13 protein-coding genes are annotated in these 14758 nt (G+C 32.7%); 2 read left to right on the forward strand and 11 right to left on the reverse strand.

Annotated features, from left to right (window positions below):
* Nucleotides 1-18: 18 nt before the first annotated feature.
* The 9 genes from LQ617_RS04540 to opp3b all read right to left on the reverse strand — a co-directional run bounded on the left by LQ617_RS04540 (nucleotide 19) and on the right by opp3b (nucleotide 11010).
* Entirely contained in the window at nucleotides 19-1659 is a 1641-nt protein-coding gene (locus LQ617_RS04540; protein WP_025905676.1) for a peptide ABC transporter substrate-binding protein, read from the reverse strand.
* A 140-nt stretch (nucleotides 1660-1799) separates the two neighbouring features.
* Nucleotides 1800-2513 carry an ATP-binding cassette domain-containing protein gene (locus LQ617_RS04545; protein ID WP_239739700.1) on the reverse strand — a complete coding sequence of 238 codons (714 nt, stop codon included), beginning with the start codon at nucleotides 2511-2513 and terminating at the stop codon, nucleotides 1800-1802.
* Nucleotides 2514-2524: 11 nt separating this feature from the next.
* Nucleotides 2525-3235: a hypothetical protein gene (locus LQ617_RS04550; RefSeq protein WP_037588877.1), complete on the reverse strand. Its 711-nt coding sequence runs from the start codon at nucleotides 3233-3235 to the stop codon at nucleotides 2525-2527.
* A 162-nt stretch (nucleotides 3236-3397) separates the two neighbouring features.
* Nucleotides 3398-5053 carry a peptide ABC transporter substrate-binding protein gene (locus tag LQ617_RS04555; RefSeq protein WP_239739702.1) on the reverse strand — a complete coding sequence of 552 codons (1656 nt, stop codon included), beginning with the start codon at nucleotides 5051-5053 and terminating at the stop codon, nucleotides 3398-3400.
* Nucleotides 5054-5142: 89 nt separating this feature from the next.
* On the reverse strand, nucleotides 5143-6813 hold the full coding sequence (locus tag LQ617_RS04560) for a peptide ABC transporter substrate-binding protein (protein ID WP_126477194.1): 1671 nt from the start codon (nucleotides 6811-6813) through the stop codon (nucleotides 5143-5145).
* Between the two features lie 147 nt (nucleotides 6814-6960).
* Nucleotides 6961-7926, reverse strand: coding sequence for an ABC transporter ATP-binding protein (locus LQ617_RS04565; protein WP_048541993.1), 966 nt, complete (start codon nucleotides 7924-7926; stop codon nucleotides 6961-6963).
* Entirely contained in the window at nucleotides 7926-8999 is a 1074-nt protein-coding gene (locus LQ617_RS04570) for an ABC transporter ATP-binding protein (RefSeq protein ID WP_037588873.1), read from the reverse strand. The genes LQ617_RS04565 and LQ617_RS04570 overlap by 1 nt, the downstream gene beginning before the upstream one ends.
* Before the next feature lie 14 nt (nucleotides 9000-9013).
* A complete protein-coding gene (gene opp3C, locus LQ617_RS04575; protein WP_191835741.1) occupies nucleotides 9014-10084 on the reverse strand; it encodes an oligopeptide ABC transporter permease in 1071 nt (356 codons plus the stop codon).
* On the reverse strand, nucleotides 10084-11010 hold the full coding sequence (gene opp3b / locus LQ617_RS04580) for an oligopeptide ABC transporter permease (protein WP_025905684.1): 927 nt from the start codon (nucleotides 11008-11010) through the stop codon (nucleotides 10084-10086). Before opp3b ends, opp3C begins: the two co-directional genes overlap by 1 nt.
* Nucleotides 11011-11391: 381 nt before the next feature.
* Here opp3b and LQ617_RS04585 point away from each other — a divergent pair, with 381 nt between their 5' ends.
* Nucleotides 11392-11763 carry a DUF3899 domain-containing protein gene (locus LQ617_RS04585; protein ID WP_025905685.1) on the forward strand — a complete coding sequence of 124 codons (372 nt, stop codon included), beginning with the start codon at nucleotides 11392-11394 and terminating at the stop codon, nucleotides 11761-11763.
* 66 nt (nucleotides 11764-11829) lie between these two features.
* Here the strand turns inward: LQ617_RS04585 and fabF are convergent, their stop codons facing one another.
* Complete coding sequence (gene fabF, locus LQ617_RS04590) at nucleotides 11830-13074, reverse strand: beta-ketoacyl-ACP synthase II (RefSeq protein WP_037588871.1); 1245 nt, start codon at nucleotides 13072-13074, stop codon at nucleotides 11830-11832.
* 14 nt (nucleotides 13075-13088) lie between these two features.
* Nucleotides 13089-14030: a beta-ketoacyl-ACP synthase III gene (locus LQ617_RS04595; RefSeq protein WP_037588870.1), complete on the reverse strand. Its 942-nt coding sequence runs from the start codon at nucleotides 14028-14030 to the stop codon at nucleotides 13089-13091.
* A gap of 186 nt (nucleotides 14031-14216) precedes the next feature.
* Between LQ617_RS04595 and LQ617_RS04600 the strand changes: the two genes are divergently transcribed.
* Entirely contained in the window at nucleotides 14217-14420 is a 204-nt protein-coding gene (locus tag LQ617_RS04600; RefSeq protein WP_239739704.1) for a YjzD family protein, read from the forward strand.
* The last annotated feature ends 338 nt before the right edge of the window (nucleotides 14421-14758 follow it).

Here is a 14758-nt window from a genome sequence, read left to right on the forward strand (position 1 = left end):
AGTTAAACTACCGATTTGTTACTTTTGAACATAAGCATGTTTTAAATCTGTATCTCCACCAAACTTATGTCTTTCAATATCTTTCACATAACTTTGCGTTAATCTTGCATTACCTTGTTGATAAATAGGCACAATAACTGCTTCATCTAACAATAATGATTCAGCATCTTGCATAGCTTCAACACGTTCTTGTTCTTTATCTAACAATTTATCTCCCGCATCGTTAATTTTGCTATCATATTCTTTGTTTTTCCAACCAGTTTCATTCATCACATTATCGCTTGTAAATAATTCTAAGAATGTCATAGCATCTGGGTAATCAGGACCCCATCTACCGAATGAAATTTGATAATCCATGTTCGCTTCTAGTTTTAATTTTTGCTTGTAAGGCTGTTGTTTAACTTTAATTGTCACGCCTGGTAAGTTTTGCTCAATTTGCTCTTTAAAGTATTCAGCATCTTTTTTAGCGTTGTCTTGGTCATATGTTAATAATTCAAAAGTAAATTCATCTTTACCAAGTTCTTTCTTAGCAGCTTCTAAATGTTTCTTAGCTTCTGCTTTATTGAATTTATTATCTGTTTTAACACCTTTAGTATAGTCTTCTCCTTTAGTATCCTTTACAAATTCTGTAGGTACTAATGAGTTTGCTGCTTTAGAACCATTGTTTAAATTACTCTTAACATATTGCTCTCTATCAATTGATTGCGCGATTGCCATTCTTAAATCTTTATTTTTGAATTCAGGTACATCTTTTTGATTCATTCTCATAAAGTAAACTCTTGATTCAAGTTCTGTATTATAAGCTTTATCTTTTTCATATTTCTTAACATTTTCTGCTGGGATAAGTGCTTCATCTACATCCCCTGCATTATACATGTTTAGAGCTGTTTGAGGCTCTTTAACAACTTTAAAATTCACACTGTCTAATTTCACATTACCTTTATCCCAATATTCTTTGTTCTTAGTTAAAGTATAATTATCTTCTGTCTTCCAGTCAGATAACGTAAATGGTCCATTGTATAGTGTATCTTCAGCAGTTGTACCGTATTTATCGCCTTTTTCTTTTACGAATTTTTCATTTTGCGGTAAAAATGAACCAAATGACAATAATTCTTGGTAATAAGGTAATTCACGATTAAGTTTAATTTCTAATGTCTTATCATCAATCGCTTTAACACCTAATTCTTCAGGTTTCTTGTCACCTTTGTTAATATCTTCAGCATTTTCAATATCAAACATAATAAATGCATATTCAGAAGCAGTCTTTGGATCAACTAATTTACGCCAAGCATATACGAAATCATGCGCAGTAACTTCATCTCCATTCGACCACTTTGCATCTCTTAATTCAATCGTCCAAGTCAAACCGTCTTTAGACTTTTTAGGATCACCCTTTGCAATACCCGGAATTGCTTTGTCATTTTTATCTAACTTATACAACCCTTCCATCGTATTATTTAAAGCATCGAAAGACACAGCATCTGTTGCTAAAGATGAATCCATTGATGGAATATCCGAAATAGAAATTAATCGTAACTTTTTGCCATCCCCTGCAGAACCGTCACTTTTATCCTTTCCGTTTCCACCACTACATGCCGATAAAAGTAAAATTATCGACAGAAAAACTAAAAAACTCCACCTTGCATGTTTGTTTTTCATAAACATTTCCCCTTATTCAATTTTTGAAAATTCAGTCATTTCTGAACTTTCTTCAATTATAATGTTAATTTGTTTATGTCGCAACATAAGTTATCAAGTTGACAGCAATAATATTTTACAAATTAAAATTAAGAGGAAAACTAGTATTTATTTATACCTATAGTATTTTCAAAATCCACATCTGGATTTTGAGTATGATTTAATTCTAACCATTTATCATAGTTTCCTTCATATACGATTTCTCCATGATCTATAAATATGATATGTGGATTTAAATGAGCTAAATCTTGTAATTGATGAGTGGCTAATAGACAAATTTTACCTTTATGTATTAATGACTGTAATTTTTCCATTATCATTTTCCTAGATACTGGATCAACACCACTCGTTGGTTCGTCAAATAAGAACAGCTTTCTATCCAAATTTGAAAAAATCACTGTTAAAAGCCATTTAGTTTCTCCAAAAGACATCTTCCCTATTTTCATTTTTAATAAATGGTCATATTTCTCTTTTTCGATGTTAGATAAACTATTATAAAAATGAGCTTTGAACTTCTTTTTTTCATCCTTAGGAATAATGCCTAAAAATAACTTTATAAGGTCTTCTCCAGTATTATTTGGTGCGTAATAATTATATTGTGTAAGAAATGAAATATCATTCAATTTCGGCATATTGATTTCATCGCATTCTGCTTTTAAATGATTCGTTATACAATCGAATAAAGTTGTTTTACCAGCTCCATTCATACCTATTAATACATTTAATCTGTCTCGTTTTAGATCAAACGAAATATTTGAAAGTACAGCTTTATCACTATTTTTGTATGTATATTTTAAATTTTTTACATAGTACATGTAACTCATCCTTATCTAATAATTTTAGAATTAATATCTAATTTTAAAAGTGCATATAAACCAATTACGACATAAAGTACGTAGATTATAGGAATCATCATGCTAAAATGATTAAAACCAAGAACAATCAATTCCCCTAATTTATAAAGGAAATGTAACGGATTAATCCATTCCAATCCAAAGAGTTGCATATTGACAATGTAAAATAATGCAATTGAAAGTATCGTTGAAATAGTAGCGATAGAACTTGCTTTAAAAGGCAATGACGTTACTACTAAGAATATAAATGATATAGGAATGATTAAAAGTATATAAATAAAGGCATATAATAAAATTTTCAAACTAAAGAGTTTAAATAAAGCCATAAATAGAATGGATATAACACTTATGCTTATAGATAAAATTAAGATTTGAGATACTAATATTGCCAATATAAATGGATACTTGGACCCTGCCAACATAACATAACTTTTCAGTGCGCCAACTTCTCTAATATTTGCAATTTCAACTGCAATGCCATTAAGTAATATCAGGATTGTCATAAATGACCAAAATTGAACTAATAATATTTCCTTATCTTCAATAGTCTTGACACTATTTTGATAAACTGAAAAATTAATGATAATCATTAGAATCGGAAAAATTAGCGTCCAAACTAAAGTAATCCTATCTTTCAATATCGATTTTAAATTAAATACAAGAAAAGAATTAAGTTGATTCATAGTTCCCTCCAATTAGCTTTTAAAAGCGTGAATTTTCTGACTTTATTTAGTTTAATTATATATAAAGTCTATTTCAGTATCAATAAAGTGTTAAAAATTTACAAAATAAATAGGGATATAAAATCCATACACAAATGGTTTTTATATCCCTATTAAATTAATTTATTTAGCGCCTTCTATTTCGACACCTTTTAATGTGTAATCTCCACCGTATTTATGGTTTTGCCAATTTTTAATATATGGTTGTCTCAATCGTGCAGACCCTGTTTGGAATAATGGAGATATGGATGCTGAATCTAAAAATTCTGATTCTGCATCTTGTAATGCTTTAATACGTTTATCGCTATTTTCTGGTTTCAACATTTCATCTGAATTGGCTTCTTCTAACGCTTTATCATACGCTTTGTTAGCATATCCTGTTTGGTTATGCGGAGAATCTGATGTAAATAAATCTAAGAATGTTGTTGGATCTGGATAATCTGGGAACCAACCTGCAAATGAAATATCAAAGTCTTTTTTAGACTCAAGTGCGAGTTTTTGTTTAAATGGTTGTTGTTTAATTTTTAATGTTACACCAGGTAAATTTTTCTCTACTTGTTCTTTAACAAATTCTCCTGCTTTTTTAGATTCATCTTCATCATACGTTAGCAATTCAATTGTAAATTTATCTTTACCTAAGTCTTTTTTCGCTTGTTCTAGATGTTCTTTTGCTTCTTTTTTATTATAGCTCAGTGACGATTTCACACCTTCTGTATAATCTTTATCATCGCTATCTTTCACAAAGTCTTTAATCATTAATGTATCTAATGGTTTAGAACCATTGTTCAACAACGAATTCACATATGATTTCTTATCGATTGATTTCGCAATTGCTTTTCTTAAATCTTCATTTTTTAAGTTCTCATTTTTCTCTTTATTAATTCTGAAGAAGTAACTTCCTGATGTTGCTTCAGTAGAAAAATCTTCTCTGTCTTTATATTTTTTAATGTTTTGTGCATCTAAACCAACCATGTCTAACTTACCTGTTTGATACATATTAATGGCTGTTTGCGTATTTTTAACTACTTTAACGTTCACGTCTTGAACTTTGACTTTATCTTTATCCCAATATTCATCGTTCTTTTCAAGCTTCCATTTATCTTCTGGTTTCCACTCTGTTAATTTATATGGTCCATTAGATAATGTGGTCTTAGCTGTTGTTCCAAATTTGTCACCTTGCTTTTTAACAAACTTTTCATTTTGAGGCATATATGACCCGAATGCTAATAAACTTTCCATCCAAGGCACATCTTTAATGAGTTTAATTTGAAGCGTGTGATCATCAATCGCTTTAACACCTAATTCTTCAGGCTTTTTGTCACCTTGCGTAATGTCTTTTGCATTCTCTATATTTTCAAACATATATGCAAATTCTGCAGCTGTATCTGGGTCCACTGATCTTTGCCATGCATATACGAAGTCATGTGCAGTTACTGGATCTCCGTTAGACCATTTTGCGTTATCTCTTAATTCAATTGTCCATGTTTTCCCATCGCTAGACTTTTTAGGTTTATCTTTTGCAACACCTGGTATAGGTTTATCATTCTTATCTAATACATATAAGCCTTCTAGCGTTTGAGCAAAAGTTGTAAATGAAACTTGGTCAGCTGCTAATGATGGATCCATAGTAGGTATATCATCACCTGATGATAAATTAAGCTCATTTTTAGATTTAGATTGTTTAATATTACTACCTTTTTCATCTTTATCATTACTACACGCTGACATAATAAGCATCAATGAGACTAGTATCATAAATGTGACTTTATACTTTTTCATTTTTAAAGCGCCTCCTCATTGTTTTGTCAAACATCATGAATATATAAAGAAAAGCAATCAATGTTTCCATTGATTGCTTTCATTCACTTTTATTTAGCTCCAGCGATTTCTACTTCTTTAAGTGAGTAGTCTCCACCGAATTTATGTGGTTGCCAGTTTTTAACGTAAGGTTGACGTAAACGTGCAACACCTTGTTGGTAAAGTGGCCCAATTGAAGCTGAGTCTAAGAATTTAGTTTCAGCATCTTGTAATAATTTAGTGCGTTTTTCACTATTTTCATCTTTTAACATTTCATCAGAATTAGCTTCTTCTAATGCTTTATCGTACTCATCATTTGAATATCCTGTTTGGTTATGTGGACTATTTTTCTTAAATAAATCTAAAAATGTAGTTGAGTCTGGATAGTCAGGACCCCAACCAGCAAATGAAATGTCATAATCGCCTTTAGATTCTAATGCTAATTTTTGTTTGAAAGGTTGTTGTTTGATTTTTAAAGTTACACCTGGTAAGTTTTTCTCAACTTGCTCTTTAACGAACTCAGCTGCTTTTTTAGATTCATCAGCATCATAAGTTAATAACTCGATGTTGAATTTATCTTTACCAGTTGCTTTTTTAGCTTTTTCTAATAATTTCTTAGCTTCCTCTTTGTCATAATTTAATGGAGATTTAACGCCATCGATGTAGTCTTTACCGTCTTCATCTTTAACGAAATCTTTAACCATTAATTTATCTGAAGGAACAGAACCATTATTTAATAATGATTTAACATATTGTTCTTTATCAATAGATTTTGCGAATGCTTTTCTTAAATCTTCATTTTCTAAATCTTTGTTTTTAGTTTTGTTAATTCTAAAGAAGAAATTAGATGAGTTTAATTGAGTAGAGAAGTCTTCTCTATCTTTGTATTTTGTAACGTTTGAAGCATCTAATCCAACAGTATCTAATTTACCAGTTTGGTACATGTTAATAGCTGTTTGTACTTCTTTTACAACTTTATAGTTAACTTCTTTAAGTTTAACTTTGTCTTTATCCCAATATTCTTTGTTTGGTACAAGCTTCCAGTTATCTTCAGTTTTCCATTCTTTCATGATAAATGGACCGTTTGATAATGTAGCATCTGCAGTAGTCCCGAATTTCTTACCTTGCTTCTCAACGAATTTTTCATTTTGAGGCATGAATGAACCGAAAGCAAATAGACTTTGCATCCAAGGAACGTCTTTAATTAATTTAACTTCTAAAGTATGATCATCGATTGCTTTAACACCTAATTCTTCAGGTTTTTTCTTACCTGCAGTGATGTCTTTAGCGTTTTCGATGTTTTCAAACATGTATGCATATTCTGCAGCTGTGTCTGGATCAACAGTTCTTTGCCAAGCATAAACGAAGTCATGTGCTGTTACTGGATCACCATTTGACCATTTTGCATTGTCTCTTAATTTGATAGTCCAAGTTTTACCGTCTGCAGATTTTTCAGGATCTGCTTTTGCAACACCTGGTGCAGGATTATCATCTTTATCTAAAACATATAATCCTTCTAAAGTTTGGTTAAACGTAAAGAATGATACTTGGTCTGTTGCTAAAGATGAATCCATAGTTGGAATATCTGATGATGAAGATAAGTTTAAGACGTTTTCAGATTTTTCGCTCTTAACGCCGCCTTTACCACCTTCGTCACTTTTAGAACCGCCACCACTACATGCTGCTAACGTTAAAACAGCTGCAACGAGTATTGACAATAAAACCGAAATCTTCTTCCTCATATAGCTTTTCCCCCTTGTTTTCTTTCTCCTGTGTAACCAGAAGAGTTATTATAATTATATTTTAAAAATGCATGAATAACAACAAAAATTCACACAATTTTCAAACAATTGTTAAAATACGATAAACCTAGATTAAAAAACTATAATTTATGCTTCTGTTAAATCAAAGTCTTTATTATAGTTGGCCTTCTTCTCAGCAAATTCTTTTTCAGAACAATATACAAAGTGATCCGGACCTACTTCTCTTAATTCTAGTTTGTCGTCGTCTTCATATTTATGTATATCTGGATTATATGAAGATCTTGTTCTTGTTCGTTCAGAATCAGGATCTGGTAATGGAATCGCTGATAACAATGATTTAGTATATTCATGTTGAGGATGCTTATAAATTTGGTCAGATGGTCCAAGTTCAACCAATTTACCAAAGTACATTACACCGATTCTATCTGAAATATATTTAACCATTGATAAATCATGCGCGATGAATAAGAACGTAATGCCTTTTTCATCTTGTAGCTTTTGCATTAAGTTAACAACTTGTGCTTGAATCGAAACGTCAAGTGCAGAGATAGGTTCATCTGCAATAATGAATTCTGGTTCAACAGCTAGTGCACGCGCAATTCCTAACCTTTGTCTTTGTCCACCAGAGAACTCATGTGGATATCTATTCGCATGCTCTTTATTTAAACCAACTGTTTCAAGTAATTCGTAAACACGTTTTTTTCTTTCTTCTTTACTTGAAACGAGTTTGTGAACATCTAAACCTTCAGCAATAATATCCATAACTTTAAGACGTGGATTTAACGATGCATATGGATCTTGGAAAATCATTTGCATACGACGATTAAATCGTAATAAGTCTTTACGCTTTTTGATATTTTGTATATCAACGTTATCAAAGATGACTTTCCCGTCAGTTGCATCATATAGTTTAATAAGTGTGCGTCCTGTTGTGGATTTACCACAACCAGACTCACCAACTAAACCTAATGTTTCACCTTTAAATATTTGAAATGAGATGTCATCTACCGCTTTTACCTCATTTTTCTTACCTACGTTGAAATATTGCTTTAAATTTTGAACATCAATCAGTACTTCTTTTTTATCAGCCATTAGAACGTCACCCTTTCTACACGTTTTGGCTTGTCAAATTGATCTGGTGTTGCTTTTTGTTTTAATTTAACAGCTTCTGGTAATTCTACTTTAGGTGCTCTTTCATCTAACAACCATGACTTCACAAAGTGTGTAGGTGAAATTTGGAACCAAGGTGGCTCTTCCTTAAAGTCAATATCTAAGGCATATTCACTACGTCTAGCAAAAGCATCTCCAACAGGTGGCTTGATTAAATCTGGTGGTGTACCAGGTATAGCCAAAAGCTCTGTTTCATGAGATGTTTCTAAACTTGGCATTGATGATAGTAAGCCCCATGTGTATGGATGTTTAGGATTATAGAAAATTTCATCAACAGAACCTGTTTCTACTATTTGTCCACCATACATAACTGCTACTCTATCTGCCACGTTTGCTACCACACCTAAGTCATGTGTAATAAAGATAATAGAAGTATCTATTTTATGTTGTAATTCTTTCATCAATTCTAAGATTTGTGCTTGAATCGTTACGTCTAATGCTGTTGTAGGTTCATCCGCAATTAAGATTTTAGGGTCACAAGCTAATGCTGTCGCAATAACAATCCTTTGTCTTTGACCACCTGAGAATTGGTGAGGATAGTTATTAAACCTTTCTTTTGCTTTCGGTAAACCTACTAAATTTAAAATATCTAATGCGCGCTTTTTCGCATCTTGTTTAGATAATTTTTGATGCTTAATAAGTGGTTCCATGACTTGCTTACCAATTTTCATTGTTGGATTGAGTGAAGTCATAGGATCTTGGAATATCATACCGATCTCTTTACCACGAATTTTCTGCATTTCTTTTTCGCTTAATTTTGCAATATCTTTCCCATCAAATAAGATAGAACCGTCTTTAATTCTACCTACTTTTCTAGGCAATAAACGTGTTAATGCTTTAGTCGTAACAGATTTACCTGAACCTGATTCACCAACTATTGCAAGTGTTTCCCCTTTATCTAAATAAAAGTCTACACCTCTTACTGCTTGTACTTCCCCCGCGTCAATGTCGAAGGAAACATGTAAGTTATTTACTTCTAATATTCTCTTAGCCATAATTAATTTCCTCCTTATTTACGCATTTTAGGGTCAAACGCATCTCTTAAACCATCACTGAATAAGTAGAAGAATAAGATTAATAAACTTAATACTGTTGCTGGTACGAATAACTCATGTGGGTAAATCAGCAACATTTTTCTACCTGTATCAACTAATGAACCTAGTGATGCTTGTGGTGCTGGAATACCTAATCCAATGAAGCTTAAGAATGCTTCGAAGAAAATTGCACTTGGAACTGTAAACATAGACGTTACAATAATTGGGCCAAGTGTATTCGGTAAAATATGTTTAAAGATTAATTTAAAGTTAGAAACCCCTAATGTTCTAGATGCCATTACGAATTCTTGTTCTTTAATTTTCAAGAATTGTCCACGTACAATACGACTCATACCGAGCCAACCTGTTACAGACATGGCTAAAATAATTGTCCATATAGATGGATCAAATAGTAATACGAATAAAATTACGACGATTAAGTTTGGAATAGAAGAAAGTATTTCTACGATACGTTGTAAAATATCATCTATTCTTCCTCCGAAGTAACCTGATACAGCACCGTAAATGACACCGATAAAGATATCTAGAGCTGCTGCTACAAGACCGATGAATAAGGATACTTGTGTACCTCTCCAAGTACGTGTCCATAAGTCACGTCCAAGTTCATCTGTACCGAACCAGTAATTTTCTTGAACGTTTTGACTTTCATATAAGTCAAAACCATCTCTATCTGTACCATCAAATGGTAAGAACGGAACTTTATCTAATACTGGAATTTTCGGTGGTAAGTTCGCATGTGAAACGTTTTGATCACTAAATTTATGATCATTCATTAATGGTCCTACTAAAGAAATAACTGTCAGTAAGATAAGGAATATTAAACCAACAATCGCTAGTCTATTCCCTACAAGTTGTTTCCAAGCATCTTGCCAGAATGTACGACTTTTTCTTTCGAATTTTTCTTCTACGACTTTATCTCTACCATGTAATACGAAGCTTTCTGCTGGCATACCTTGTGCTGAGTGTGTAACAGAGGCGTTATCATAACCGCTATTATTTAACTTGTTATCATCATTATTAGCCATTATTTTTTACCTCCTTCAACACGGATTCTTGGATCTACTAATCCGTAAAGTACATCAACTAAAAAGATTGAAATAATAAATAAGAAACTGAATAGTAATGTTAAAGCCATAATGACTGGATAGTCATTTGTTTGAATTGATCGAACGAATTGGTCACCTAGACCAGGAACGCCGAATATATTTTCAATTGTCAAAGTACCTGTTAAGATACCTGCTAACATTGGAACGATAATCGTAATGATTGGAATTAATCCATTACGTACTGCATGTCCAAAGATAACACGTGCACTTGACATCCCCTTAGCTCTTGCTAATTCTATGTAATCAGAACTTAGGACCTCAATCATTTCAGAACGAATATAACGAGCAATTGTTGCTGTTACACCTGCTGCTAACGCAATTGATGGTAATACAGCAGTCATAAATCCACTCCAACCTGCTACAGGGAAGATTTGCCATTCAACAGCAAATACATATTGTAGTAGTACAGCTAGAACGAATGATGGAACTGAAATAAATATCACCGATAGGAAGGTAGCCCCATAGTCTACTATTGTGTTTTGCCTGATTGCAGCAACTATACCTAATAATAAACCAGTAATAGTTCCTAAAATCATCGCATATGTACCCATTTCTACAGATGGTCCAAGTCTAGGTTTAATTAAACTCCAAACCTCTCTGTTATCGTATTGGAATGAAATACCAAAATCACCTTTCGCGACATTTTTTAAATAGTTCGCGTATTGTACTGGTACAGGATCATTCAGACCATACTTTTCATTTATAATAACCTTCTGCTCTTCTGATAATTTCTCATCGTTGTACGGTGAACCCGGTAACAATTTCATTAAGAAAAATGTTATCGTCATAATTAAAAACAATGATATGAACATATAAATAATACGTTTCAAAGTATATCTAACCATTGTTTTGCCTCCAATCCCCTTATCGAATTCATATTTCTTTTAATATTCAGAAATATTTATATACATTATACAGAATTTATACAATGTAAATCAACACGAATATTCAGAATTTTGAATATGAAAGTGTTCAAAATAGTAGATTATTTTATTACGATAAAGCGACAACGCGATATCGATATACACTTTATTAGCATAAATATACAACAAATGTTTACTAATTACCTATTTTTTCTAATTTTCAGTCATTTACTATGTAGTCACATACAATAATTATACATAAGTAAAATTACACTTATTTTTTTATTAAGTTCCACAAAACATAAATATTTTTTTCTAATCTGTTATAATACACTTAAATCTAATGATAAGAGGTAGGTAATAATGAAATTTTGGGGTATTTTTACTATAGGTTATATTGGCCTATTCGCTGTCCTTTGTCTTATCTTTTTAAAAGACCTAGATCAAGCAGCTAATATATACTTTTACATCATGACAATTGCTTTTGCAGCTAGTTGGATTGTTGCGATGAAACAAGATGGCGTTGGAGAAGTTTCTAGACAAGCAGTTCGGAAGTTTAATTTTCATATGAAGTCTAAAGCGTCACAAGATTATTTGAAAGACGATGAAATCATGAATCCAAATATGAAAGAACTACATTTAAAAGAAAGAACAATACATAACTGGGTATTACCTTTTGTCGTATTAAGTACATTATTTTTTATTATCTCAATCTTTCTAGGGTTTATCGTTTAATATTTTTCATAATTAAAAAGCAGAAATACCAACTTTCCATTGGTATTTCTGCTTTATTTTTATGATCTATTTTTGATATTTTTTGAAGACTAATACTGCATTATGTCCGCCAAAGCCTAAGCTGTTACTCATAGCGTACTCAATATCTAATTTAGCCGCTTCATTAGGCGTATAGTCTAAATCGATTTCTGGATCTGGTGTGTTTGCATTAATTGTCGGAGCGACAATACTATTTTCAATTGATAAAGCCGTTAAGATTGATTCAACTGCACCAGTTGCACCAAGTAAATGACCCATCATTGATTTAGTTGAACTTATTTTTAAGTTCTTAGCTGCATCACCGAAAGTAGATTTAATAGCTAATACTTCATATAAATCACCAATTGGTGTACTTGTACCGTGTGCATTTAAATATTGGATATCTTCTGGATTAATACCAGCATCTTTAATGGCTGCTTGCATTGCACGAGCACCGCCTTCTCCATTTGGAGATGGAGCTGTTATATGGAATGCATCCCCAGTTGATCCATATCCTACAACCTCAGCATAAATATGTGCACCACGTGCTTCAGCTGATTCTAATGATTCTAATACGACTACACCAGCACCTTCACCCATGATAAAACCATCTCTTCCTTCTTGGAAAGGACGACAAGCTGTATTTTTGTCTGGATTTGTAGATAATGCTTTATTCGCACTGAAACCTGCAATAGCCATTTCTGTTATAGGTGCCTCTGTACCACCAGCTAACATAACATCAGCATCACCACGTTGGATGATTTTAAATGCATCTCCTATAGAGTTTGTACCTGTTGCACAAGCAGTAACTGTACAACCATTTGGGCCTTTAGCGCCTAAATCTATAGATACTTGACCAGTTGCCATATCTGGAATCATCATTGGTACGAAGAAAGGACTTACACGTTTTGGACCACGTTTTAAAAGCATATTGTGTGAGTATTCGAATGTTTCCATACCACCAATACCTGAACCAATCCAAACACCTACACGATGACTATTTTCATCTGTAATTTCATATTTAGAATCTTTTAAAGCTTCACGCGCAGCAACAATTGCATATTGCGTGAATCTGTCCATTTTACGAGCATCTTTTTTCGGAATATGATCATCAATATTGAAGTCTTTCAATTCACCCGCTAATTTAGCTGGAAATTCAGAAACATCAATCCTTGTTACTTCGTCTATGCCGTTTTTACCGTTAATTGCATTTTCCCAAGTTGTAGGCACGTCATTTCCTAAAGGATTTAATGTACCTAAACCAGTCATTACAACACGTTTTTTCTCTGTCATTATCCAATTTCCTCCTATTTACCCCAGCGTAACGTTATGGCACCCCAAGTCAGGCCGCCACCAAATCCAACTAGGACTATTGTATCGTTATCTTTTATTTTACCTTGTTCTAATTCATATGCAATACTTAAGGGTATTGAAGCTGCAGATGTATTCCCGTATCTATCTACAGTTACACTCATCTTCTCTTTAGAAATACCTAATCTTTCACGAGCAGATTCCATAATTCTAATATTCGCTTGATGTGGTACAAACATATCGATGTCATCTGATTGTAGACCTGCTTTTTCTACTGCTTTAGTAGAAGCTTCACCCATAATTCTAACTGCAAACTTAAAGACTTCTCGTCCATTCATTTGGATTGTATTAGCATCCATATCTTGATATAGGTGTGGTCCACCATTACCATCTGAACCAAGTTCAACACTTAGTATACCTTTACCTTCTGATACTTCGCCAATGATAGCTGCGCCAGCACCATCACCAAATAATATAGCTGTACTTCTGTCATTCATATCTGTTATTTTCGTTAGTTTATCAGCACCAACTACTAATACATTTTTATAAAGACCAGATTGTACAAATTGTTGTGCAGTTACTATACCATAAATAAAACCAGTACATGCAGCAAGTTGATCCATAGAAGGTACTTTATTTAAACCTAATCTTTTCTGTAATGTAGTTGCTACAGTTGGAAATGGTTTATCCCCTGTTGACGTTGCTACGATGATCATTTCGATTTCTTCTTTATCTAGACCTGAATCTTCAATCGCTCTTACCGCAGCTTCGTATGCCAAATCACTTGTATCTTCAGTATCATCAGCAAAACGTCTTTCTTTTATACCTGTCATTTTTGTAATCCATTCATCTGATGTATCTAAATAACTTTCAAAATGTTCATTTTTTACCACGCGTTTAGGCGCATATGCACCAAAACCTTTTATACCAATATCCATTATATTGACACCTTCTTATAATCTGTTGTTATTATCAGGTACTAATTTAACATACTTATACCATTATACACAAGCGCGGACTCACTTTTAAAAATATTTAAATCGTTTTCATCATATAAGGTATACAATTTATAAAAAGTTAATTATAATGAATGATATGACATTAACAGTTACGGAGGATAAAAAATGCAATACATCTTAACTTTTATATGGGCATTCTTATTATCACAAATGATAAACTTTGTTTTACATAGTTTAGGCGGTTCAGATGAAGCGCTAAATTTTGTTAGTCCAACTATTTATGCAATCATTTTTACAGTTATTATTATTCTTTTAGATGCATTAGTTGGTAAATCTTCTTCGGACAAACAAAGTACACAACATTCATAAAAAAATCCCGTCAATTATGTGACGGGATTTTTTGTTTATATTAGACCATATTCACGGTGTGTACGGGGACGTTGTGAACACTTCTTGCCAAACTTGTTCATAATGAGGGCGTTGCGAACACTTCTTATCAAACTTGTTCATAACGAGGGCGTTGCGAACACTTCTTACCAAACTTGTTCATAACGGGGGCGTTAGTTACAAAACTCGGTTAAACTGTAACCAAGAGCGGCTATAATTACAAATCTCGGCCGAAGTGATACTAACACACTCGTTATTTGCACTTCTAACCGAAACTGCTAATAACGCACCCAGTATTTGCACTTCTAACCGAAACTGCT

The sequence above is a fragment of the Mammaliicoccus sp. P-M59 genome (assembly GCF_022386135.1).
Classification (GTDB): Bacteria; Bacillota; Bacilli; order Staphylococcales; family Staphylococcaceae; genus Mammaliicoccus; species Mammaliicoccus sciuri_A.